We start from the raw sequence: 21468 nt of genomic DNA on the forward strand, positions 1-21468 counted from the left end.
TTATTGGCTTTTAACTTAATAGATTTTAACGTATTGCGCTCTTTAGCTATCAAGTCCCAACACTTTCATACGTTCATTAAGCGGCTGATAAGTTTTCTCTCCAGCGGACTCTAGGATATTGCCAAATGGCATTTGCGCGACCAATTCCCAGTTATCAGGAATAGAAAACGTAGCGGCAATATCGTTATCAATCAGGGGATTATAGTGCTGCACACTCGCTCCAACATTTAAGGTACTCAATTCTATCCACATCGCATACTGATGCATGGCTGAAGTTTGGTGCGCCCATAGAGGAAACTTAACAGCATATAGCGCAAACTTTTCTTGTAGCGATTTGACAACGTCTTTATCTTCAAAAAACAGTACCGTCCCCGCCGCTGCACGAAAGCTGTCCATCCTTTGTTTGCTACCCGAGAAATCGCCGTCACCCACTTGCTTACGCAATTGAGCTTCGGTAATATCCCACAGTTGCTGATGCTGCTCACCAAATAAGACGACCAGCCGCGACGATTGAGAATTAAAGGCAGAGGGAGTATGTAGAAGTACGCGCTCAGCAATATTGACAATGGCCCGTGGATCTACTGGCAAATCGTTACCCAACTCATAGATTGTACGACGTTCATCAAAAGCCTGTTGCACCGTTACTAGTGTTGCTGTCGTCATTATTATTATCCTCGTTGCTATGGTTTATCTTTATTATCTATTCATTCTGTCGTTTGATTATTTAGGTATCTAATAGCTCATCAAGCATCATCTAATCGTGCTTCTGATTTGCTGCTATTAAATACGATAACTATTATAACAACGCCTTAGCGTTACCGCGTTATTATTAAATTTATTTTATAAATAGTCTTGTAACCTTGTCTGTTCAGCATTTCAAATATTGAAATTAGCTATTAGTCGTTACTATTCTTTAATCAGCAACGATAGTGACTGGCGTACCCTCACCTACCTGTGCAAACAGCTCAATAATATCCTGATTACGCATACGCACGCAGCCGTGTGAGCGCGGTATCCCCATCGGTTGGTTATCAGGTGTGCCATGAATGTAGATATAACGCTGATAAGTATCGCAGCCTCCTTGGTTATTGCAGCCTTTATTGCTGCCTTCTTCTAAACCTGCCAGCCATAAAATCCGGCTTAATATCCAATCGCGTTCAGGGTTTTGTGCATCAAGAGTAGCGCTATAGATTTCACCGGTTGGCACGCGCCCAACAAATACTGAACTAATAGGCTGACTGCCACCTATTTTTTGGGCGATAATATGAGCACCAAGTGGTGTACAGCCGCTATCTTGCTGACTACCGATGCCGTTCTTAGCGGTAGAAATACCATAGCGGCAAACTTCTATCCCTTGTTGGTATAAAATCAGTATCTGCTCAGCAATATTAATCAGTAGCTCTGAGGCTAGTTTCTGATTGTCAGTCATAGGCTTTATTGTCCGATTATTGTAGGTTTTCTGCCACAAAATAGTTTGTAAATAAGTTATAAACAGGCTGTTTATAAGAAAAATTCTAACTTTAAGGGATTGTATCGAGGCAATTGGCACCGTAATATAGGTGCACACTTTTTGATGCTAGCAGATTATGACGACTATTTCACCGACACGTGTGTCGATGTATGATTTTTTATATCAAGATATCCAGCCGATGGTATCGCTATTAGCCGATGCTGCACAGCTGTCATTGCCACAAACGCATCTAGCGATAAGTCACAGCTTGCAGGCTATCGTCAGCGCTCTACTCGCTTATCAGCAGCACTATCAAGGTCAAGCCATTAGCAAAAAGTTATTTACCCGTAGTGCCGTCAAAGAGCTACGCAAATATAACTCGATGAACTTTGTGACCACGAATGCTATCTTATATCATCGTCATGATGTGGCAGATGCGTTATTTGGTAATAGTGCACGGGTCATTACTACTAGCGAATATATTGCCCAACAGATCAAGACCACAGCGCCACAAGCGCAAATCCTGCTTACTTCTCTATGTGTGATTGCCTTACGTGAATTGGCTATCTTAGCCGATTATAGTCAGCTAGATTATGAAGAAATTGATAACTGGTTCGTATTGCAACCGCAATTTTTATCAGCCGAGCGCTTTGCTCATACCGACTCCGTAATACCGATTATGGTGTCGATAGACGCTAAAGCAACAAATACCGAATCAATAAATGCTGATAAAAACACCAACAGTAAAACGGACATTAATAATAACATCTCAGAAAGCACAATGCTGCCTGAAGTGGTAACTACAAATCCAGCAGAGGCTAGCGTTCATGCTACAGTTATGGATCTGACTCCGCCACCTTTCGACCGTTACTGGTACGAGCTGAACAAGTTTACCCCCAAGAGTACCGTGCCCATACAAGACATGCAGCAGGCCACCTCTAACTATCTAAAAGCAATTGGCCGCTCACCAGAAAATATGCAAAGCGGCTCCCACAATGATATGTTGGTATTTTCGCAGATGCCAGCTATCTACTTGCCTCATCAGCGTTGGTTGCTACAATTGGCAAAAATTTCTGACATTTATCTTAGCCGTAATCGTCTGCGTATCACCTCCGAACCGATAAACCCACCGACGCGACCGCTGGTTAATTTACGCTCAATTGGTAACAAAAATGACAATCCATCCAAGCCTGCCAGTGAGACTACTATTAAACACGATACAACATATCCTATTTGGAAAAACCCGATTATTCTTATTATTATTGTAGTGCTTGGTACGCTTAGCGCTCTAGCTACTCTCAAATACCAAACGAAAAAATCCAACGGAGTACTACCCGCAACTGAAGCGGTCATAGAGCAAGACCTTGCCCAAGAGCGCGCCCGACGAGAAGCAGCTGCAGCTAATGATACAGATAAACAAGAAAAACCCACAACCAATTAAAAGCGTTCGACAATAAAAAGCAGAGACATCATGCCTCTGCTTTTTATTACTTTTTTTAGCTCAGCTTATTTAAATAAACGGCTTAAATCTTTTATTTAGATAAGTCGCGACCACGGCTGGCTTCAATTGCCAAACGCAGACCGTTTAGACGGATGAAACCTTCCGCGTCTTTTTGATCATACGCGCCAGCATCATCTTCAAAAGTAGCAATTTTCTCATCAAATAATGAATCATCTGACTTACGACCAACCACACTCACGCTACCTTTATATAGTTTCAAACGCACAGTACCATTGACATATTCTTGTGACTTGTCAATTAAGGCCTGTAGCATGAGACGCTCAGGGCTGAACCAATAGCCGTTATAGATAATCTTTGCGTAGCGCGGCATAAGCTCATCTTTTAGATGCGCCGCTTCTCGGTCTAGCGTTAGTGATTCGATACCACGGTGCGCTTTTAGCATAATCGTACCTGCTGGAGTCTCGTAGCAACCGCGTGACTTCATGCCAACATAACGGTTTTCTACGATATCCAAACGACCGATACCATGATTGCCACCGATTTCATTCAGTTTAATCATAATCTCATACGGCTTAAGCGTCTCGCCATCGATAGCAACAATGTCGCCTTTCTCGTATTCTAACTCTAAATACTGTGCTTCATCTGGCGCTTCTTCTGGGCTGACTGTCCAGCGCCACATGTCGTCTTCTGCTTCGGCGTATGGGTCTTCTAGAATACCGCCCTCATAAGAGATATGCAATAAGTTGGCATCCATTGAATAAGGAGACTTGGTCTTATTACCAGCATAGTCGATAGCAATGTCATGTTCTTTGGCATACTCCATCAAGCTTTCGCGGCTAGACAAATCCCACTCACGCCAAGGAGCAATGGTTACTACGTCAGGCGATAGAGCAACAGCGCCAAGCTCAAAACGTACTTGGTCATTACCCTTACCGGTTGCGCCATGGCTGATGGCATCCGCGCCATGCTCGGCAGCAATTTCAACCAAACGCTTGGCAATAAGCGGACGTGCAATAGAAGTACCTAGTAGATATTCGCCTTCATAAATGGCATTAGCACGGAACATGGGGAACACATAATCACGCGCAAACTCTTCGCGCAAATCTTCAATATGGATACTCTTGATACCCATGGCTTCCGCTTTGGCACGTGCCGGCTCAACTTCTTCGCCTTGACCAATGTCAGCGGTAAAAGTAATCACTTCAGCGTCATATGTATCTTGTAGCCACTTGGCGATGATGGACGTATCGAGACCACCAGAATAAGCCAAAACAATTTTATTAATATTTTTTGGGTCGAGCTGAGCCATAAATAACTCCTCATATTAGAATTTAGTGATAAAAATACTGATTAGAATAAATTAAAAAATAGAGTGCCTACTCAGTGTACATCATATTTGGGATAGGCAAAAGTGTAACCACCGCGTGACGCTAGGATTTATCACAGTTTCACCTATTGTTTAAGTGTACGAGTACTCAGCTCACAATCATTTAATCCCATATTCAGCCACATATTTAGTCAGACAAGCAAATCTGTTATTATAGCTATAGATCAAAGGCTATCAATATCCGCCTTCTACCCCTTCTTTTTATTCCCGTATTGACGATACAGAGCACTGTGACCCCTATGACTGATTCAATTACAGAGTTAACCCTTCTGCAACCTGACGATTGGCACATCCATTTACGTGACGACAACGCACTGGCGACCACTGTGCCACACGCAGCGACGAACTTTAACCGCGTTATCTGTATGCCAAATCTGGTGCCGCCAGTCAAAAATGCTGACGATGCCCGCGCTTATCGTGAGCGTATATTGCACCACCTGCAGGCTAGTGACGTGAGTGCCGCACGCAAAGCTGCCTTTAACCCACGCATGACCTTATATATGACTGACCACACCTCGATCCATGATATCGAAATGGCCGCAAAATCTGGTATCGTGCAAGCGGTTAAGCTTTATCCTGCCGGCGCCACCACCAACTCTGCTGATGGCGTGACTGATATTAATGCCCGCGCCAAGGTATTTGCAACCATGGAAAAGTATAATTTACCACTATTGCTACATGGTGAAGTGACTCACGACCATGTGGATATTTTCGACCGTGAAAAACGCTTTTTGGATGAAGTCTTGGTGCAAATTATTGCTAATTTCCCCACCCTAAAAATTGTGCTGGAACATATCACTACCAGTGATGCTGCAGATTTTGTCTTAGCTCAGGGTAGTCAAGTTGCTGCTACGATAACGCCGCAGCATCTGATGCTTAACCGCAATCATCTACTACTAGGTGGTATCAAGCCGCACTTTTATTGCTTGCCAATTTTGAAACGTGCTACCCATCAACAGGCGCTACTGGCTGTAGCAACCAGCGGCAGTCCAAAATTCTTTTTGGGTACCGATTCAGCGCCACATGCGACGGATAAAAAAGAAGCCACTTGCGGCTGTGCAGGTTGCTACAGTTCAGCTACTGCCTTGCCCTTGTATGCGACTGCTTTTGATAGTATCGGTAAAATTGATAAGTTAGAAGGTTTTACCAGCCGCTTTGGCGCAGAGTTTTATGGACTACCGGTTAATACCAATACTGTAACTATAATCAAGACCCCGATGCAAGTACCCACAGACTATCCCTATTTTGATGGCTCAACGCTCACACCGCTGATGGCTGGCGAGACGTTACCTTGGTCTATTAAGGCATAATCTAGCTACTGTGTGTTTCCTTAACATAAAGAACAGCTGGTTTGACCCGATGGTGTAGGCGACATGATTGAACTATATGATTAGATCATTGACGTCACTAATCACCCTATACCATCTTGCACTTATTTATTTTTAATATATCTTGTACGACCGATAAAAGTGATTTGATCTGATATGACCTTCCCAAATAGCACCGACTTACCTACTGATGATTTAATAACTGATACATTAACCGACGCAAAAAATCAGCCAGTAACCAATCAAGACGATAATCCAAAGACCAGTACCAATTCTAACAATACCGTTAATAGTCATAGGGTTAATAGTAATACGGTTAATAATGAAGGCACTCCTAATAGTGAAACTTCTACTGATACCGAAGAGTTAGCACCGATGACCTTAAAAGAGCGGTTTCGCAAGTTCTTGCCAGTGGTCGTCGATGTCGAAACTGCGGGCTTTAACTCGCAGACTGATGCGTTGTTAGAAATTGCTTGTATCCCTATCTTATTAAATGAAGATGGAGTATTTTATCCAGGCGAAGCTTTGAACGCTCATATTGAGCCTTTTGAAGGCGCAAATCTAGAGCCTAGCGCTTTGGCATTCACTGGTATCGATCCTAATAACCCGATGCGCAAAGCCATTGCGGAGGACGAAAAAACCGCACTACGACGAATATTTAAGGGTTTAAAAGAAGTACGTAAGGCTGAAGAATGTCGCCAATGTGTCCTCATAGGCCATAACGCCCATTTTGATTTAAGCTTTTTGAATGCAGCAGTGTTACGTACTAATAGTAAAAACCACAACCCTTTCCATCAGTTTTCGGTATTCGATACCGTCACCTTAGCCGCACTGGCATTTGGGCAAACGGTACTAGCAAGGGCTTGTAAGGCTGCTGGCCTTGATTTTGATGGTAATAATGCCCACTCCGCCTTATACGACACTGAAAAAACGGCAGAGCTGTTTTGTCATATTCTGAATAGCTACCCCATGCTGGCCAACGCTTTACATACTAAACCAAGCACGGTAGAGTTAACTGACAACAACAATAATAATAAGTAAACAACAAATAAAGAGATTTCGTTTATAATTAATGGTCAGTAGCGATTTATGGATAACTGTCTACTGACCATTAATTATAAAAGACAATAATACTGTTTTGCTCATTTAATAAATTTTAACTCACTAACCAACTAACTTTACCATCTTGATTTCGCAATCAATAAGGATATGATTGATACGATGATAAGCAAGTCAACTGTCAGCCCAAATTGGTTTGATGTACTGTCTAAATGGAATTGATAGTTCACTCACTTGTTACTGTTCTCGTCTTAGATGACGCCCTGATATCCTGTCGATGATTTAAGTTGCTCACCCCGCCTCGATGGCATGCACCATGCTATTCTAGGCCTAATAAGAGGGACTTTACCATGGAACTGGAACCGCATCACATATTATGGGGAACAATTTTTGGTTATATGCTACTCGCTTTAACCATCAGCGCTTGCACTTCCCTATGGATTCGTCATCATTTAAAAAACAATGACCTGCACCCACGTCGCGCTATTAGAAAAAATTATTTAACTGCGAAAAGACGTCAAAAGTATAAAAATTCAAAAAAAAATCGAAAATAGCTTGACAGTATTTAAGATTGCCACTATTATGTGCACCACTTCAGCGTAAACAGTGAAATTAGCTGAAGTATCACTAGTCCCCATCGTCTAGTGGCCTAGGACACTGCCCTTTCACGGCGGTAACGGGGGTTCGAACCCCCCTGGGGACGCCACATATTAAAAAGCTATTAATAGGTGTTAGTAATAATAGTTATCAGCGTTAATAATAGCTTTTTTAAAACCCTCAAAGTCTATAAGATTTTGAGGGTTTTTTTATGGCTGTGAGCTTTTGACTTTATACATACTCTCAGGCTTTCAGCCCGCCGCAAAATTTATATATCCTCTAACTTATACTACTATGCTTTAGCACTCTGATTTTTAGATCAACCTGAGCCTGCCTCACTAGTATTTGACTGCTATAGAACACAAAAAAGCCAGCAAAGCGCTGACTTAAATTATAAAACCTTCGAGTCTTTTAACTCTTAAATTAAAACATCCTTAGATAAGCTTATCTGCCAACATAAGCCACAGTAGAGTTAGTACAATGAGCGCGCCTAACACCGTCTGAATCAAGAAAAACGCTTGGTGCTCGCCGACTACTTTGGTAAGGGTTAGACCTAAAGCACTATACTTAATAGGCTGAGTATCTACCTCACCTAATCGTTCTTGGTCTTTATAGTGGTGCTGTAATAATTCTAAGAACTGTTGGCTCTCTTCCTCACTCCAAACATAGGGCTTGAATGGCATCAAAGCTTTGGCTCTAGGATCTTTGATTAACCACCGTTCCAGAACGATAGAACGTAGCGACCAGCCTTGAAAATGACGCGCTTCAATCGCTGAAAAGTCTAACGTTTGTAAATCTTTATGTCGTCCATCCATCAACAACTGATTTTTTAGATTGGTCAACGCCTGCTCAGTTCCCTCAACACACTGAAAAAAATACCCATTACCATAACAAAGAATGCCAGTAATATTATTTTCTTTATTATTTTTTATAGATACTTCGGCAATATCATTGAGCGTGCTAGCGCCTGATAAGCCACTTGAGGTGATTCGGCTTATATATACAAATTGGTAAAGATCCATCACTTCTGGACGGGTCCTATCAATGAGAGTCGACAATCAGCTTCTCCTTATTATTAGGCAAACTTGGCTAAGCAAGTCAGCTGATGGCTATCAGAAAATAACGTAGCAGGCGCAGTACTGAAATGGCTTGGTATGTTATTGTTTTTATAACTAATTATAGTTATTGTATTAACTTAGTTACATCATAGGTTAGTTCAGTCAACAAAGCAAATTATTACGATAATACAACAATTATTTATTGTAACCAAACAAAATTTATTCGTCTATTTATATGGATAAAAGTGAATATATGATGTCCTATGGCTGAGTGGGATATCCAGACAATGTAGAGCCACCAACGCTAATAGAAAAGGCGCGTGATAATTTGATATCTTATAATAGGCAATATAATAGTTACTTGTAGAGAAGGTTTTGATAATGGTAGGCGTGAGAGGATAGCTTGTGGAAGAGTCTTCGGGGATGGAAAAATATACCAAAAGCCGCTCATAGAAACAAGCAACCTCAAAGTGGCTCTATGTATGAGGTCATATCCTTGAAGCGAAATTCATAGTGCTCTGTCTATAAAAAAAGAGGTTATTGTTGGGCTTCAAGAATCGCTGCTATTAAAATGGCGTCATCAGGATAGGTGAGCTTAATATTTTGGCGACTGCCGCTGACCAGACGGATAGGCAGGTTTAAATGTTCAAAAGCACTGGCTTCATCGGTAATAGACAGATCACGCGCAGCAACATACGACAGTACTTTGCGCAACTGACGCACACGGAATACCTGCGGCGTTTGCGCTTGCCAAATATTGGTACGATCAATGGTTCGCGCGGCATAGCGATAAACATTATCATTGGGGCAGAGAGTAGAATTAGATTTAGCCTGCTTCAAGGTATCAGCAACCGGTGTGGCTAAAATAGCCCCGTAAGGCTCACACATTGCCGCTGTAATGACATTATCAATATCATTATGAGGTACGGCTGGGCGCGCAGCATCGTGAATCAACACTAAGTCTGTATCGTTAGCACCAGCATCAATAATTGCCTCAAGCCCCGCTCGTACCGACTGCCAGCGTTCAGCGCCACCAAAGGTATAATGAATAGGTAACGCAAAATCTAACTTCTGCGCGGTTTTATCGTCTGCGGCAATAACGAGTAAGCAATCATCGATATAACGGCTACCTGCCAATCTTGCGACACTATGTTGCAATAAGGTTTGACCGTTAAGTGCCAAATATTGCTTAGGTATAGATGTACCAAAGCGACTACCGCGACCGGCAGCGACAATCATGGCGTACACTTGCGGATTAGTTTTCATGGTTAGCTAGCTGCGGCTTGATAGTTATAGTTTAGTAGTTATGAGGTAAGTTTTATTTTATCGTACAAAAGGGAGAAGTATAAAAGGTAATAGAAAATAATAAGAAGAAAATAGGAAATCAAAACTATTACTATAAAGTCATAAATAACAAAACTGAAACTCTAATTATTAAAGGTGGTTAACGGCTATGGGTCGTAGGTGCAGTAGACACTTGCACAAAAGTCTCATTAGGTTTAATTAACCCTAAATCTAAACGCGCATGTTCTTCTACCGCCTCTAGACCATTTTTTAAATCATGAACATCAGTACGCAGTAAGTTATTTACAGAAGTTTTATTGCCATTTAAACGTTGCTGCGTCTCAATTTGAGTCAGTAATTTATTATGCTCAAAACGCCCATTTTCACCCAGCCAATATTGATATTGCAGACCTAATAATACTGCAACCGCTAAGGCGAATAACATAAACTGGCTAAAGTATTTCATATAATAACAACGTGTCTCATATAATAATGACGCCAAACAAGATAGCAATAAGAAGATATAGAACGGCTGAACACGCTAGGCAGTATATAAAAATAATTCTATACTACCTAGCTGGATAATTAATCTAGTTTTAGCCATAATAGCTAAAATTAGGTTAATTAAATTGGACTCTAAGCAGCCTAAAATTCTTAGCTGCGTAAACCGATAAACTCTTCACGACCACGATAGCTTGCACGTACTTGCTGTTCGATACGTAGCAATTGGTTGTATTTTGCAACGCGATCTGAGCGGCATAGCGAACCGGTTTTAATTTGGCCGGCAGCGGTACCAACGGCAAGATCTGCAATAGTCGTATCTTCAGTTTCGCCTGAACGATGCGAGATAATAGTAGCGTAGCCGTTTTCCTTCGCTAAATAAATAGCATCTAAGGTTTCTGATAGCGTACCAATTTGATTGAATTTAATCAAAATAGCATTGGCAATATGCTTATCAACACCTTCTTGTAAGATAGCAGGATCGGTCACAAACAAATCATCCCCGACTAACTGTATTTTATCGCCAAACTGCTCAGTTAAATATGCCCAGCCATCCCAATCCGACTCATCAAGCCCATCTTCGATAGAAATAATAGGGTATTGACGGGCAAGTCCAACTAAGTAATCCGAGAAGCTCTGGCTGTCAAAGGTTTTATTACCCTCGCCCGCTAAGATATACTTTCCATCTTTATAGAACTCGCTAGCAGCGCAATCAAGGGCTAAGTGAATCTGGTCACCTGATGTATAGCCGACTTGTTCGATCGCCTGTAGGATGACAGTGATGGCTTCTTCATTGCTCCGTAAGTTCGGCGCAAAGCCGCCTTCGTCACCTACCGATGTATTTAAGCCTTGCGACTTCAATACTGACTTTAGACTATGGAAAACTTCAGTACCGGCACGTAACGCTTCTGAAAAGCTATTAAAACCAACTGGCGTAATCATGAATTCTTGAATATCTACGGTATTGTCCGCATGCTCGCCACCATTGATAATATTCATCATCGGTACCGGCATAGTCAGCGAAGTCTGATCACGTAGGTTAGCGATATACTGATGTAGTGGTAGGCTTTGTGATTTTGCGGCGGCTTTGGCAGCAGCCAGTGACACCGCTAATATGGCATTAGCACCAAGGCTGTCTTTATTATCCGTACCATCAAGCGCAATCATCGCGTCATCAATACGTTGCTGCTCGGTCACGTCGGTATTCATTAACATACTGCGAATTTGGCTGTTAACATTAGCAACCGCTTTTTTAACCCCTTTGCCCATGTAGCGGTCTTTGTCGCCATCACGTAGCTCAACTGCTTCACGTGAGCCTGTTGATGCGCCACTAGGGGCTACCGCACGCCCAATGGTTCCATCAGCGAGAATAACATCGGCTTCGATCGTTGGGTTACCGCGCGAGTCTAAAATTTCACGAGCGCGAATGTCTTTAATTTGGGTGACGTTCTTGGTTTCTTCAGCGTACATGGTGTCTATTAATTCCTTTGGTCATGCCAAGTTTGTGGGATAAAAAAGGGACAGTAAAATAAAAAAAATCAAATCATGGTATAGTCAGTCTACTACCAAACAGTCAATTAATCTGGCTTATAAAGCAGGTTATAGAGGCGCTTGGGCTGTTGATCATACTTAGCTACAATGCTTGGCATCATAGCATAAATCTCATAAAACATCGCCCATCTTAAGGCGCAGCATTATGGATTAAATCAAGCGTTAACAGTACTGTTTTTATTGGTATCAGACTCAGTCATGGTTACCGTGTTGTCTAGCTCGACATCCGTTTTAAAGGTAGTTAAGCGCAATGCATTCATCAATACTGAGATGGAACTAAGCGCCATTGCTGCCGCCGCAATCATTGGGTTTAGGAAACCAAAAGCGGCAAGCGGAATACCAAGGCAATTATAAACAAAGGCAAAGAATAAGTTTTGTTTGATGTTGCGCACTGTCGCGTGAGCAATCTTTTGCGCCGCATCGATATGCATGAGCGACTCACCCATTAAGCGTGCAGAAGCACTGTGCTGTGCGACATCTGTCCCTTCGAACATCGCAAAGCTAGCATCAGCCGTCGCCATCGCGGGCGCATCATTAACGCCGTCCCCTGCCATGGCTACTTTATGACCTGCTGTCTGTAATTTGGCGATTTGGCTGGCCTTATCACGCGGACTCATCCTACCGTAGGCCGCCGTGATACCCAAATGGTCAGCAACATGGTCGACTACCGACTGCTTATCGCCACTCATTAAAATCACACTTAGACCCCCATCTTGCAGCGCAGTAATCGCTTGCGCAGTATCGGCTTTTAAATCATCTGCTAAAGCAAAAGCGCCTAACGGTTCATCGTTAATGCTAACCGCAACGGTACTGGCAATTTGCCATACCTTTGGCATTAATTTTGGTAGGGTCAAATTCGTAAATTCTGCAGTACCGACTTTTACTATGCCAAGGCCTTCAATTTTTGCTTGAATGCCAGCACCTTTAATAACGCTAATATCAGTAACCGCTAATAATGACAAGCGACGGTCTTTAGCAGCATTGACCACGGCTGTCGCTAGTGGATGACTGGCATGAGCCTCGACACTGGCGGCCAGCTGTAACACGTCATTAATGGCTATTGATTTATCAACCATCATTTGCTCAACGATGGCAGGTTTACCTATGGTCAAAGTACCCGTTTTATCCAATACCACAGTATCGATATCACCTGCGGCCTCCAAGCTTTGCGCGTCTTTAAACCAGACACCATGACGCGCGGCCACACCCATACCCGCCATAATGGCAGCGGGTGTTGCTAGCCCAAGGGCACAAGGACAGGCAATAACCAGTACAGATACCGCATGCATGAGGGCAGTATCGACCATACCGGTGAGCCACCACGTCAGCCCAAAGGTGAGCAATGATATTCCGACTACCACTGGCACAAAAATTGCGGTTATTTTATCGGCAAGGCGCGCCAACTTAGCTTTTGAGCCTTGGGCATCGCTAAGCGCTTGTACCATATCGCCAAGTTTGGTATCGCTACCTTTAGCACGGACACGGTATAATAAGCTGCCGTTTTCGACCAATGCCCCTGCTAATAGCTCATCGCCTTCCTCCTTTTTAAGGGGGACCGACTCACCCGTTAAATGACTCTCAACGCACCAACCACTACCATCAATGACCACACCGTCAGTTGCGACACGGCTGCCTTGCTTGGCTCGCAAAATATCGTCTACCTGTACGTCTTGTAGCGAGACATTATGAAAGTCGCCATTGGGCTGCTGCTGTTCAACCTTATCTGGAGTCAATGATAGCAATAAATCGATACTGTTTAGACTGTGTTTCTTGGTACGATCCTCTAAATATTTACCGGTGCGCACAAAGGCAATGACCATCACCCCGGCTTCAAAATATACCTCAGGGCCATGATTAACCGCATCTTGCAGCATAGCTCCCATACTACTGTCGCCATGAGTGAGCCAAATATAAGTCGAATACGCCCAAATAGTCACCGTACCGATGACTACCAGCACATCCATATTAGCCAGACCACCTTTGATTGATGCCCATGCGCTTTTATAAAATGGCAATGCCAAGCCAAACTGTACAATCGTGGCTAACACAAACTGTATCCAAACCGGCGGCATCCACGCCATACCCTGTCCGATCAGCATGCCAGCCATACCCACTAAAAACGGCAGTAAACAGATCCACAGTGCAATCAGTCGCCACGGCAAACGGGTAGCAGTATCTTCATCCGTCTGCGCAAATAAACTATCAGCAGCTTGCAAGTTTGCCACAAAGCCTGTTTTATCAACCCATTCAGTGATTTGCTCCGGCGTTGTTTCAGTTGGATTATAATCGACATTGGCCGTCTCACCCGCGAAGTTGACGCTTACTTCATAAACAGACGGCTTTTTGTTCAACACTTTTTCTATTCGCGACGCACACGCCTGACACGACATTCCATCAATCGCCAGTTGCAAATGTGCGCGTTGCGGCCGCAACTGAGTATTGGCTTGGATATCGGTCTCTACATCATAGGATGGTTCAGTAGTGCGTGGAGCATCATTCATAACTAAAACTCGTCATGGTATTTATAAAATCATAGGAGTGTAACAGGGTAAAAACATGTCATCCGGTTAGTTTATTCATACAGATAACAATACAGGTCAAGCTTGCATTGAGATTAGGCTTTCGTTTGGATTTTCAAGTAGGTGAGCGTCAAAACTGAGGTTATTATACTAAAAAACATACTAACTAGTCCATTAAGAACAGGGACAATATATGGCTTTTAGAATCAAATGAAGGCATCGATAAGTCCGATAATTTTGTTTGTCAATTTTAAGACTAAGCTTAAAAATGGCCTTTATATTTATGGCCCATAATTTCAAGAAGCTGTCAGATGTAAAGAACACTGTTAAACAATCCCTCTTAAAAAACTCCAATAAAAAGAACCAGCTATTATAGCTGGTTCTTTTTATTGGGTTTACTTAGTTTATGAGTTAGCAACGCTGGTTTCGTAGCCAGCATCTTCAATTGCTGAAGCAATTTTCTCAGCACTTGTCATGCTATCATCAAAGGTCACCGTGGCTTGATTGGTTGGTAGCTCGACAGTCAGACTAATTAGACCATCAATGTCACCTGTGACACTGTGTACGCTTTCAACACATTTTTCGCAAGTCATACCATCGATTTTAATAATACGCGTTTGATTGGCCATGGTAGGGTCCTTATTGTTGTTTATAAAAGTTTCTATTTATAGTCTTACTAATAATATATAGCTTAATTAATCACTATTAGTGAATTAACCACTATTAGTGAATTAACCACTATTAGTGAATTAACCACCTATACGTTAAGTGATATCAACCTTAACATCAAGTCAGTTTAGTAGATGCTTTATTACAATTTTAGTAACTATTTAAATAATTCTTAGTAGTTTAGGCAATTAATGATAGCGTGGATTTTGCGGTGCATCGATAGGATAGGGCTGAGTGACATAATCAACCATGCTGATCGCGGCGGTAAACGCATGGATCGTAGTATCCGTGTCATCATAGCGTATCAAAGCGGTGCTAGTAGCAGGATCAAGCTCAATAGCCGTCACACCAGTAATATTTTTGAGCGCGGTCATTACGCTATCAACGCCTTCAGCATCGTCAATATTTTCGATACTCACTTTTGCAATTTTAATCGCCATTATCTTATCCTCTTATTATGATTGAATAACTATTGAGTATCTAGAATATCAAAACCTTTAACCAAGTCATCAATTTGCTTTAGCTGCTGCAAAAATGGCTCTAATTGATTCATCCGTAATGCGCATGGACCGTCACATTTTGCAGTTTCTGGACTGGGATGCGCTTCTAAAAACAACCCTGCCAAACCGGTTGCCATACCAGCCCGTGCAAGCGTAGTAATTTGCTCGCGGCGACCGCCAGCACTATCACTACGCGCGCCCGGCTGTTGCAAACTATGGGTCACATCAAAGAAAACTGGCACATTCATTTGCTTCATAGTATCAAAGCCAAGCATATCAACGATTAAATTATTATAGCCAAAGGCGCTACCACGCTCACATAAGATCAGCTTATCATTGCCAGCTTCTAAGCATTTATTCATAATATGGCGCATCTCATGCGGCGCTAAAAACTGGGCTTTTTTAATATTAATAACTGCACCAGTCTTGGCCATAGCTTCTACTAAATCGCTCTGTCTCGAGAGGAAAGCAGGCAGCTGGATAATATCGGCAACCTCAGCAACGGGTGCGGCTTGATACGGTTCATGAACATCAGTGATAATCGGTACTTGATACTTCTCTTTAATTTGCCCGAGCCAATCGACGCCTTTTTCTAAACCAGGGCCACGAAACGAATGCAAACTTGAGCGATTGGCTTTATCAAAGCTGGCCTTAAACACATAGCTAATACCCAAACGCTTACAAATATCGATATATTGCTCAGCAATCTCAAAGGCTAATTGTTTTGACTCTAAGACGTTCATACCACCAAACAATACAAAGGGTTGGTCATTACCGATATTGATGGTGGCGTTGCTGCTACCATTATTATTGCTATGAGGCGTATCAAGCTGAATATGCGATTGTGCCGTTAATAAATTATCCATTAAAGTGCTGCCCTCTTTATTGTTATTGATGATTTTGTTGTTAATAGCTTTGTTGTTGATAATCTCGTTATTGATGCTACTAAATATATTGTAACCGATACCGTGATAAAAAAAAGACCATAGACGTAACTTAACGCTAGTCATTCAATAGCTTAAACCGCCTAGTAACCGTAATCTTCCTATTTAGGATAACTGTATCTAAAAGACAAAAAAAAGACCAATCTAAGAATTGGTCTTTTTTTTCACTTGGCTATATTACTTGGTCAAAAAATATCTAATTGGATTCTTACTTACTCGCGCTATAGGTTTTTGCTGCTTTCACAAAGCTATTGAATAGCGGATGACCACCACGTGGCGAGCTGGTAAATTCAGGATGGAACTGCACCGCGATGAACCAAGGATGATCAACAATTTCAACCGATTCAACCAAATGCTGCTTGGCAGAATAGCCTGATACGGTCATACCGGCTTGCTCTAATGGTTCGATATAACGACTGTTCATCTCATAGCGATGGCGATGACGCTCAGTAATAGTGGTTGCGCCATAGATTTGGCTAAGTTTGCTGCCAGCGACCAGTTCTGCTTGCTGCGCGCCTAAACGCATCGTGCCGCCCAAATCTGAATCGTCACTACGAATTTGTAACTCGCCGCGCTCATCCAACCATTCAGTAATCAGACCAATGATAGGCTCAGCAGTCTTACGATCAAACTCAGAAGAATTGGCATTGATATTGAGCACATTACGCGCGTATTCGATTACCGCTAGCTGCATACCAAGGCAAATACCTAAATATGGTACGTTGTTTTCACGCGCATAAGTAATGGCTTTTATTTTACCCATCGTACCGCGCTCACCAAAACCGCCGGGTACTAAGATTGCATCGGCATCACTTAGCCGCGCCAGTAAAGTAGCATCGTCTTCTAAACGCTCGGCATCAATATAGTCAATCTTGACCGCCGCTTTATGCGTAATTCCGGCATGGAGCAGTGCTTCGTTAATAGACTTATAAGCGTCAGGCAGCTCAACATATTTACCCACCATCGCGACCGTCACGGTCGACTCGGGATTAAGCTGGGCGGCAACTACTTTGTCCCAATCACTCAAATCAGCTTCAGGCAAATCAAGACCAAAACGCTCACAAACTAGATCATCAAGGTCTTGCTCAAAGAGTGTACGCGGAATCTGATAGATGCTTTTGGCATCTTCACACATAATAACCGCACGCTCTTCAACGTTAGTAAATAGCGAAATCTTACGGCGATTATCAAGTGAAATATGGTGCTCAGAGCGACAAATCAAGATATCAGGTTGCAGACCGATAGAGCGCAGCTCTTTAACCGAATGTTGGGTAGGCTTGGTTTTGGTCTCGCCAGCACTAGCGATATAAGGGACGAGCGTTAAATGCATGAGCATGGCGTTGTTACGACCCAGCTCTACTTGCATTTGACGTACTGCTTCCATAAACGGCAAAGACTCAATATCACCGACCGTACCGCCAATCTCAATAATGGCAACATCGTAGCCTGCGCCACTGGCGATAATTTTACTTTTAATCTCATCAGTGATGTGCGGAATGACTTGTACCGTACCGCCAAGATATTCACCGCGTCGCTCTTTATTCAGAACGTTCTGATAGATGCGACCACTAGTGAAGTTGTTGCTTTTGCTCATCTTTGAATGACGTAAAAAACGTTCGTAGTAACCCAAATCAAGATCGGTTTCAGCGCCATCTTCAGTGACGAATACCTCACCATGCTGAAATGGACTCATAGTGCCTGGATCGACGTTGATATACGGGTCCATCTTGGTCATTGTCACATTCACACCGCGGGCTTCAAGTATCGCAGCTAAGGAAGCTGCGGTAATACCTTTTCCTAGTGAGGACACTACCCCACCGGTCACAAATATAAACTTGGTCATAGTATTCTTCGGTAATTGGTAAAGGAGGATTTTACTAAAAATACGTCACAAAATATAGGGCAAAAGCCAAACTCTCTTAAACTCTTAGGTTTTAGTGCCCAGCTATCATATCGTCTTAACCTTTTAAATGCTTACAACAAAAAAACTCATCCCCAGAAGGATGAGTCTTTTAGCATAAGGTCTACGCGATGGTTTGATTTAGAAAAGATATTCTAGACCACCGCCGATAGCGAAGACATCAGCATCGCCACGTGCGCGAACTAATTTATTAGCATCGCCGTCTTCGTCTCTCACAACATAAAAATCATTCTCCAAATCAGCAGAATTTTGACCAATATAGGCATGAGCAATCATATTATCTTTAAACTTGTATTTGCCGCCTAGAACGGTTTGGTCTGAATCATTGTTATCAAGGCCACCTAAGTTCTTAGTTTTGTCATACTGAAGATAAACAGAAGCTGGACGGGCAAAGTTCGTTAGGCTCATCTCAGCGCTCACCACTAAACCTTTCTCTATTGCAGAATTATAGACTTTATCGCCGTCATAGTCAGCTTGTTGATATAGAGCGCCTAAGGTTACAGGATAAGCAATATACTCACCTAGATCGACAGTAGCGCTACCACGAAGAATATCACCGCCAAGACTAATAGACATATCTTTATCATAAGCAATACCAGCAGTGAAGCCTGTACCTGGGTTGAACATTAATGAAGCACCAAAGCCATTACCACGGACATCATCGTCAGATACAAAAGCTTCATCAGCGCCATACTGTAGGGCAAGCTCCAATGGCAGGTCCTTATATTTAGGGACAATCCATACGATTGAACTATTGACACGTCCACCATCAGTTAGGGTTAAAGCATTAGTAAACGTATCGTTGTTACCAAGAGAACTTGCGCCGATATTATCCCAATAACCTTCATTGACCGTTACATTATTTATATAATCAGTGACTGAGTAGTTACGGCCGAAGCGGAACTGACCGTAGTCCTTATTGGTAAAACCTAAATAAGTATCACGGCTTTTAAAGCCTATGTTATCGTCACCACTGTCATCAATCTCGATACCATATTCTAATTGATAGATTACATCAGTATTAGCAGTTATCGCCTCAGAGCCTTTAATACCTAGTTTCGAAGTATTTGAGTTGATTTGTACTGAGTTATTATCTTCGTTGATATTGTCATTAGGGAAATCCATAGATTGACTATCAAGTTCAGCGTTGACATAGTCAGCAGTAAGGAAGGCTTTACCATAGAAAGTTGGTGCCGCTTGCGCTGTAGATACAAATAGAGCAGCAACTGCTGTAGCTAAAAGTAATTTTTTCATGAGTATATCTCGACTTTACAATTTTAATGATGGGCGACTTGAATAAGCTAAAACCTAAAATGGTGTCGTTACAAACAACTCAAATTTGTGATGGGTAACTGGTTGCTGAGTAGGCTTAACTCTAGTCCTCCCCGTGCTTTAATATACGGTGCGGGATTACCTGCACCGTACTACCAGACTCTTTTTATTCAGTACTGTCCGACAAATGCGACAACTAGTAAAGTTGTTGCCATGACTCATCTATAAGCGTGGTTATAGTAATTTATTGGTAATTGGCAAAAGAGAATTTTACTAAAAATGCATCATAAGATATAGGACAATACTCAAACTCTCCTAAACTATTGGTTTTTAGCGTTTGTTTATTATGCCATGCTAACTATTTAAAATGGCTATAACAAAAGAAACTCACCCCGAAGGATGAGTCTTTTATTATAAGTCTATACTGTTGCGAGACTAAAAAAGGTATTCTAGACCGCCACCGATAGCGAATACATCGATATCTGATTTGATATTACGGTATTCTGCATCAACAACGTCACCCTTTGCATTTAGGATACCAACTTCACCAACTCGTACATAGTCAGCTGAGTTTTTACCAATATAAGCATGGGCAATCATGTTTTTCTTAAACAAGTATTTGCCGCCTAGAACGATTTGATCTGATTCAGCATCGTCAAAACCGTTTAGGTTATCAGTTTTGTTGTACTGTAAGTAAACAGACGCAGGCTTAGCAAAGTTGCTCAGACCCATCTCACCACTAACTACCAGACCTTTTTCTTTACTAGAACCAGCAAAGTCATAATCTGCTTGCTGATACATCACGCCCATAGTTACTGGATAAGAAACGTATTTAGCTAAATCAGCACTAACCGTAGCACGGATAACGTCGCCGCCATATTCTATATCACGGAAACCGTTTTCTGCTGTAGTATCTAACAGTCTAATTTCGTCATTAACATCCATATCTTTGCTATAAGCAAGACCCGCAGTGATGCCAGTACCTTGGTCAAACATCAATGACGCACCAAAGCCGTTTTTGCTATCGGTAAACTTTTCGTCGGAAGCATACTGTAAAGCCAGCTCTAGTGGTAGATTGTTATATTTAGGGGCGATCCAAACGATCGAGTTGTTTTGGCGTGAGTCATCAAGCATATTTAGCGCTTTAAGTTCATTTTCCGAGTCAAGTTTACTCTCACCTAGGTTATCCCAGTAACCCTCAGTTAGCGCAACGTTATTCACATAACCTAGGACTGATGAGTTACGGCCAACGCGGAACTGACCAAAGTCTTTGTTAACCACACCTAAGTAAGTGTCACGGCTTTTAAAAGTATTGTTCTCGCCATCCACACCAATGCCATACTCCAACTGATACACTAGATCAGTATTAGCAGATAGGGCTTCAGAGCCTTTGAGGCCTAGTTTTGAACCATGTGAGTTAATCTCTACTGTATTTTCATCATAATCTGATAAAGCATTGCTTGGTTTTTCGTACGCTCTAAGATTCATATCTGATTCAACGTTGACATAATCAGCAGTAACGAACGCTTTACCATAGAAAGTCGGTGCTGCTTGGGCTGCAGATACAGATACGGCAGCAATTGCTGTAGCTAAAAGTAGTTTTTTCATGGGGGTATCTCCACTTTACAATTTTAGTAATAAGCTAGCTAAGATTAGCCGGTGCTCATAATGGTATCGTCACAAATCCTCAGAGATATAATGTGTAACTGGCTACCGAGATTAGTCAGAAACAAGTGTGGCGAAGTGCTATTACCGTAAGATGAAAAGAACCCTGACTTACATAACATCCACTATAGATGTAACCCTCATGTAAAATTAGGTCTTTTGCGCTCTAGTGCGTAACATCCGTTACCAAACTCATACTTCGCTTACAATCATAACAACTTTGACATAATTTGCAACAATTTTTTATATTTATCTATAGGCTCTCTATAACAACGGAATCTAAGTAAAAATTTAGTCAATG

At 42.1% G+C, this 21468-nt stretch carries 18 protein-coding genes and 1 tRNA gene; 5 read left to right on the forward strand and 14 right to left on the reverse strand.

What is annotated here, in order from left to right:
• Positions 1–42 precede the first annotated feature (42 nt).
• Together JMY06_RS02915 and JMY06_RS02920 are read right to left on the reverse strand one after the other, a co-directional pair.
• Positions 43–663, reverse strand: coding sequence for a nitroreductase family protein (locus JMY06_RS02915; protein WP_201528899.1), 621 nt, complete (start codon positions 661–663; stop codon positions 43–45).
• Positions 664–913: 250 nt separating this feature from the next.
• On the reverse strand, positions 914–1429 hold the full coding sequence (locus JMY06_RS02920) for a L,D-transpeptidase (RefSeq protein WP_201616073.1): 516 nt from the start codon (positions 1427–1429) through the stop codon (positions 914–916).
• A gap of 157 nt (positions 1430–1586) precedes the next feature.
• Between JMY06_RS02920 and JMY06_RS02925 the strand changes: the two genes are divergently transcribed.
• The gene (locus JMY06_RS02925) at positions 1587–2891 is read left to right on the forward strand and encodes a hypothetical protein (RefSeq protein ID WP_201616075.1); all 1305 of its coding nucleotides are present in this window, start codon (positions 1587–1589) and stop codon (positions 2889–2891) included.
• A gap of 91 nt (positions 2892–2982) precedes the next feature.
• On the opposite strand, the gene JMY06_RS02930 is transcribed toward JMY06_RS02925, so the two are convergent.
• Positions 2983–4221, reverse strand: a complete 1239-nt coding sequence (locus JMY06_RS02930; protein WP_201528893.1) for an argininosuccinate synthase — start codon at positions 4219–4221, stop codon at positions 2983–2985.
• A 317-nt stretch (positions 4222–4538) separates the two neighbouring features.
• Between JMY06_RS02930 and pyrC the strand changes: the two genes are divergently transcribed.
• The 4 genes from pyrC (at position 4539) to JMY06_RS02950 (ending at position 7392) form a co-directional block, all read left to right on the forward strand.
• Complete coding sequence (pyrC, locus tag JMY06_RS02935) at positions 4539–5609, forward strand: dihydroorotase (RefSeq protein ID WP_201616077.1); 1071 nt, start codon at positions 4539–4541, stop codon at positions 5607–5609.
• A 393-nt stretch (positions 5610–6002) separates the two neighbouring features.
• Positions 6003–6668, forward strand: a complete 666-nt coding sequence (gene rnt / locus JMY06_RS02940) for a ribonuclease T (RefSeq protein ID WP_201616163.1) — start codon at positions 6003–6005, stop codon at positions 6666–6668.
• 368 nt (positions 6669–7036) lie between these two features.
• Positions 7037–7240 carry a hypothetical protein gene (locus JMY06_RS02945; protein ID WP_201528889.1) on the forward strand — a complete coding sequence of 68 codons (204 nt, stop codon included), beginning with the start codon at positions 7037–7039 and terminating at the stop codon, positions 7238–7240.
• A gap of 76 nt (positions 7241–7316) precedes the next feature.
• Positions 7317–7392: transfer RNA gene (locus JMY06_RS02950), tRNA-Glu, on the forward strand.
• Between the two features lie 325 nt (positions 7393–7717).
• On the opposite strand, the gene JMY06_RS02955 is transcribed toward JMY06_RS02950, so the two are convergent.
• The 11 genes from JMY06_RS02955 to JMY06_RS03005 all read right to left on the reverse strand — a co-directional run bounded on the left by JMY06_RS02955 (position 7718) and on the right by JMY06_RS03005 (position 21110).
• Complete coding sequence (locus JMY06_RS02955; RefSeq protein WP_201616079.1) at positions 7718–8341, reverse strand: BLUF domain-containing protein; 624 nt, start codon at positions 8339–8341, stop codon at positions 7718–7720.
• A gap of 537 nt (positions 8342–8878) precedes the next feature.
• Positions 8879–9607, reverse strand: coding sequence for a 2-C-methyl-D-erythritol 4-phosphate cytidylyltransferase (gene ispD, locus JMY06_RS02960; RefSeq protein WP_201616081.1), 729 nt, complete (start codon positions 9605–9607; stop codon positions 8879–8881).
• 178 nt (positions 9608–9785) lie between these two features.
• Entirely contained in the window at positions 9786–10091 is a 306-nt protein-coding gene (locus JMY06_RS02965) for an FtsB family cell division protein (RefSeq protein WP_201528885.1), read from the reverse strand.
• 188 nt (positions 10092–10279) lie between these two features.
• Positions 10280–11596 carry a phosphopyruvate hydratase gene (eno, locus tag JMY06_RS02970; RefSeq protein WP_201616083.1) on the reverse strand — a complete coding sequence of 439 codons (1317 nt, stop codon included), beginning with the start codon at positions 11594–11596 and terminating at the stop codon, positions 10280–10282.
• A gap of 236 nt (positions 11597–11832) precedes the next feature.
• Positions 11833–14178, reverse strand: coding sequence for a heavy metal translocating P-type ATPase (locus JMY06_RS02975; protein ID WP_201616084.1), 2346 nt, complete (start codon positions 14176–14178; stop codon positions 11833–11835).
• Positions 14179–14600: 422 nt separating this feature from the next.
• Positions 14601–14825 carry a heavy-metal-associated domain-containing protein gene (locus tag JMY06_RS02980; RefSeq protein ID WP_201528879.1) on the reverse strand — a complete coding sequence of 75 codons (225 nt, stop codon included), beginning with the start codon at positions 14823–14825 and terminating at the stop codon, positions 14601–14603.
• Positions 14826–15053: 228 nt separating this feature from the next.
• Positions 15054–15305, reverse strand: coding sequence for a heavy-metal-associated domain-containing protein (locus tag JMY06_RS02985; protein ID WP_201528917.1), 252 nt, complete (start codon positions 15303–15305; stop codon positions 15054–15056).
• A 29-nt stretch (positions 15306–15334) separates the two neighbouring features.
• Positions 15335–16231 carry a 3-deoxy-8-phosphooctulonate synthase gene (kdsA, locus tag JMY06_RS02990; protein WP_201616165.1) on the reverse strand — a complete coding sequence of 299 codons (897 nt, stop codon included), beginning with the start codon at positions 16229–16231 and terminating at the stop codon, positions 15335–15337.
• Positions 16232–16517: 286 nt separating this feature from the next.
• Positions 16518–18152 carry a CTP synthase gene (locus JMY06_RS02995; protein ID WP_201616086.1) on the reverse strand — a complete coding sequence of 545 codons (1635 nt, stop codon included), beginning with the start codon at positions 18150–18152 and terminating at the stop codon, positions 16518–16520.
• Positions 18153–18350: 198 nt separating this feature from the next.
• Positions 18351–19484: a porin gene (locus tag JMY06_RS03000; RefSeq protein ID WP_201616088.1), complete on the reverse strand. Its 1134-nt coding sequence runs from the start codon at positions 19482–19484 to the stop codon at positions 18351–18353.
• 453 nt (positions 19485–19937) lie between these two features.
• Positions 19938–21110 carry a porin gene (locus JMY06_RS03005; protein WP_201528871.1) on the reverse strand — a complete coding sequence of 391 codons (1173 nt, stop codon included), beginning with the start codon at positions 21108–21110 and terminating at the stop codon, positions 19938–19940.
• Between the last annotated feature and the right edge of the window lie 358 nt (positions 21111–21468).

Origin of the sequence: Psychrobacter urativorans, assembly GCF_904846675.1 — a bacterium.
In the GTDB taxonomy this organism is placed as follows: Bacteria; Pseudomonadota; Gammaproteobacteria; order Pseudomonadales; family Moraxellaceae; genus Psychrobacter; species Psychrobacter urativorans_B.

Coding starts and splice junctions, on each gene's coding strand:
- JMY06_RS02915 (WP_201528899.1), bottom strand. CDS start 663: ATGACGACAGCAACACTAGTAACGGTGCAACAGGCTTTTGATGAACGT.
- JMY06_RS02920 (WP_201616073.1), bottom strand. CDS start 1,429: ATGACTGACAATCAGAAACTAGCCTCAGAGCTACTGATTAATATTGCT.
- JMY06_RS02925 (WP_201616075.1), top strand. CDS start 1,587: ATGACGACTATTTCACCGACACGTGTGTCGATGTATGATTTTTTATAT.
- JMY06_RS02930 (WP_201528893.1), bottom strand. CDS start 4,221: ATGGCTCAGCTCGACCCAAAAAATATTAATAAAATTGTTTTGGCTTAT.
- pyrC (WP_201616077.1), top strand. CDS start 4,539: ATGACTGATTCAATTACAGAGTTAACCCTTCTGCAACCTGACGATTGG.
- rnt (WP_201616163.1), top strand. CDS start 6,003: ATGACCTTAAAAGAGCGGTTTCGCAAGTTCTTGCCAGTGGTCGTCGAT.
- JMY06_RS02945 (WP_201528889.1), top strand. CDS start 7,037: ATGGAACTGGAACCGCATCACATATTATGGGGAACAATTTTTGGTTAT.
- ispD (WP_201616081.1), bottom strand. CDS start 9,607: ATGAAAACTAATCCGCAAGTGTACGCCATGATTGTCGCTGCCGGTCGC.
- JMY06_RS02965 (WP_201528885.1), bottom strand. CDS start 10,091: ATGAAATACTTTAGCCAGTTTATGTTATTCGCCTTAGCGGTTGCAGTA.
- eno (WP_201616083.1), bottom strand. CDS start 11,596: ATGTACGCTGAAGAAACCAAGAACGTCACCCAAATTAAAGACATTCGC.
- JMY06_RS02975 (WP_201616084.1), bottom strand. CDS start 14,178: ATGAATGATGCTCCACGCACTACTGAACCATCCTATGATGTAGAGACC.
- JMY06_RS02980 (WP_201528879.1), bottom strand. CDS start 14,825: ATGGCCAATCAAACGCGTATTATTAAAATCGATGGTATGACTTGCGAA.
- JMY06_RS02985 (WP_201528917.1), bottom strand. CDS start 15,305: ATGGCGATTAAAATTGCAAAAGTGAGTATCGAAAATATTGACGATGCT.
- kdsA (WP_201616165.1), bottom strand. CDS start 16,231: ATGGATAATTTATTAACGGCACAATCGCATATTCAGCTTGATACGCCT.
- JMY06_RS02995 (WP_201616086.1), bottom strand. CDS start 18,152: ATGACCAAGTTTATATTTGTGACCGGTGGGGTAGTGTCCTCACTAGGA.
- JMY06_RS03000 (WP_201616088.1), bottom strand. CDS start 19,484: ATGAAAAAATTACTTTTAGCTACAGCAGTTGCTGCTCTATTTGTATCT.
- JMY06_RS03005 (WP_201528871.1), bottom strand. CDS start 21,110: ATGAAAAAACTACTTTTAGCTACAGCAATTGCTGCCGTATCTGTATCT.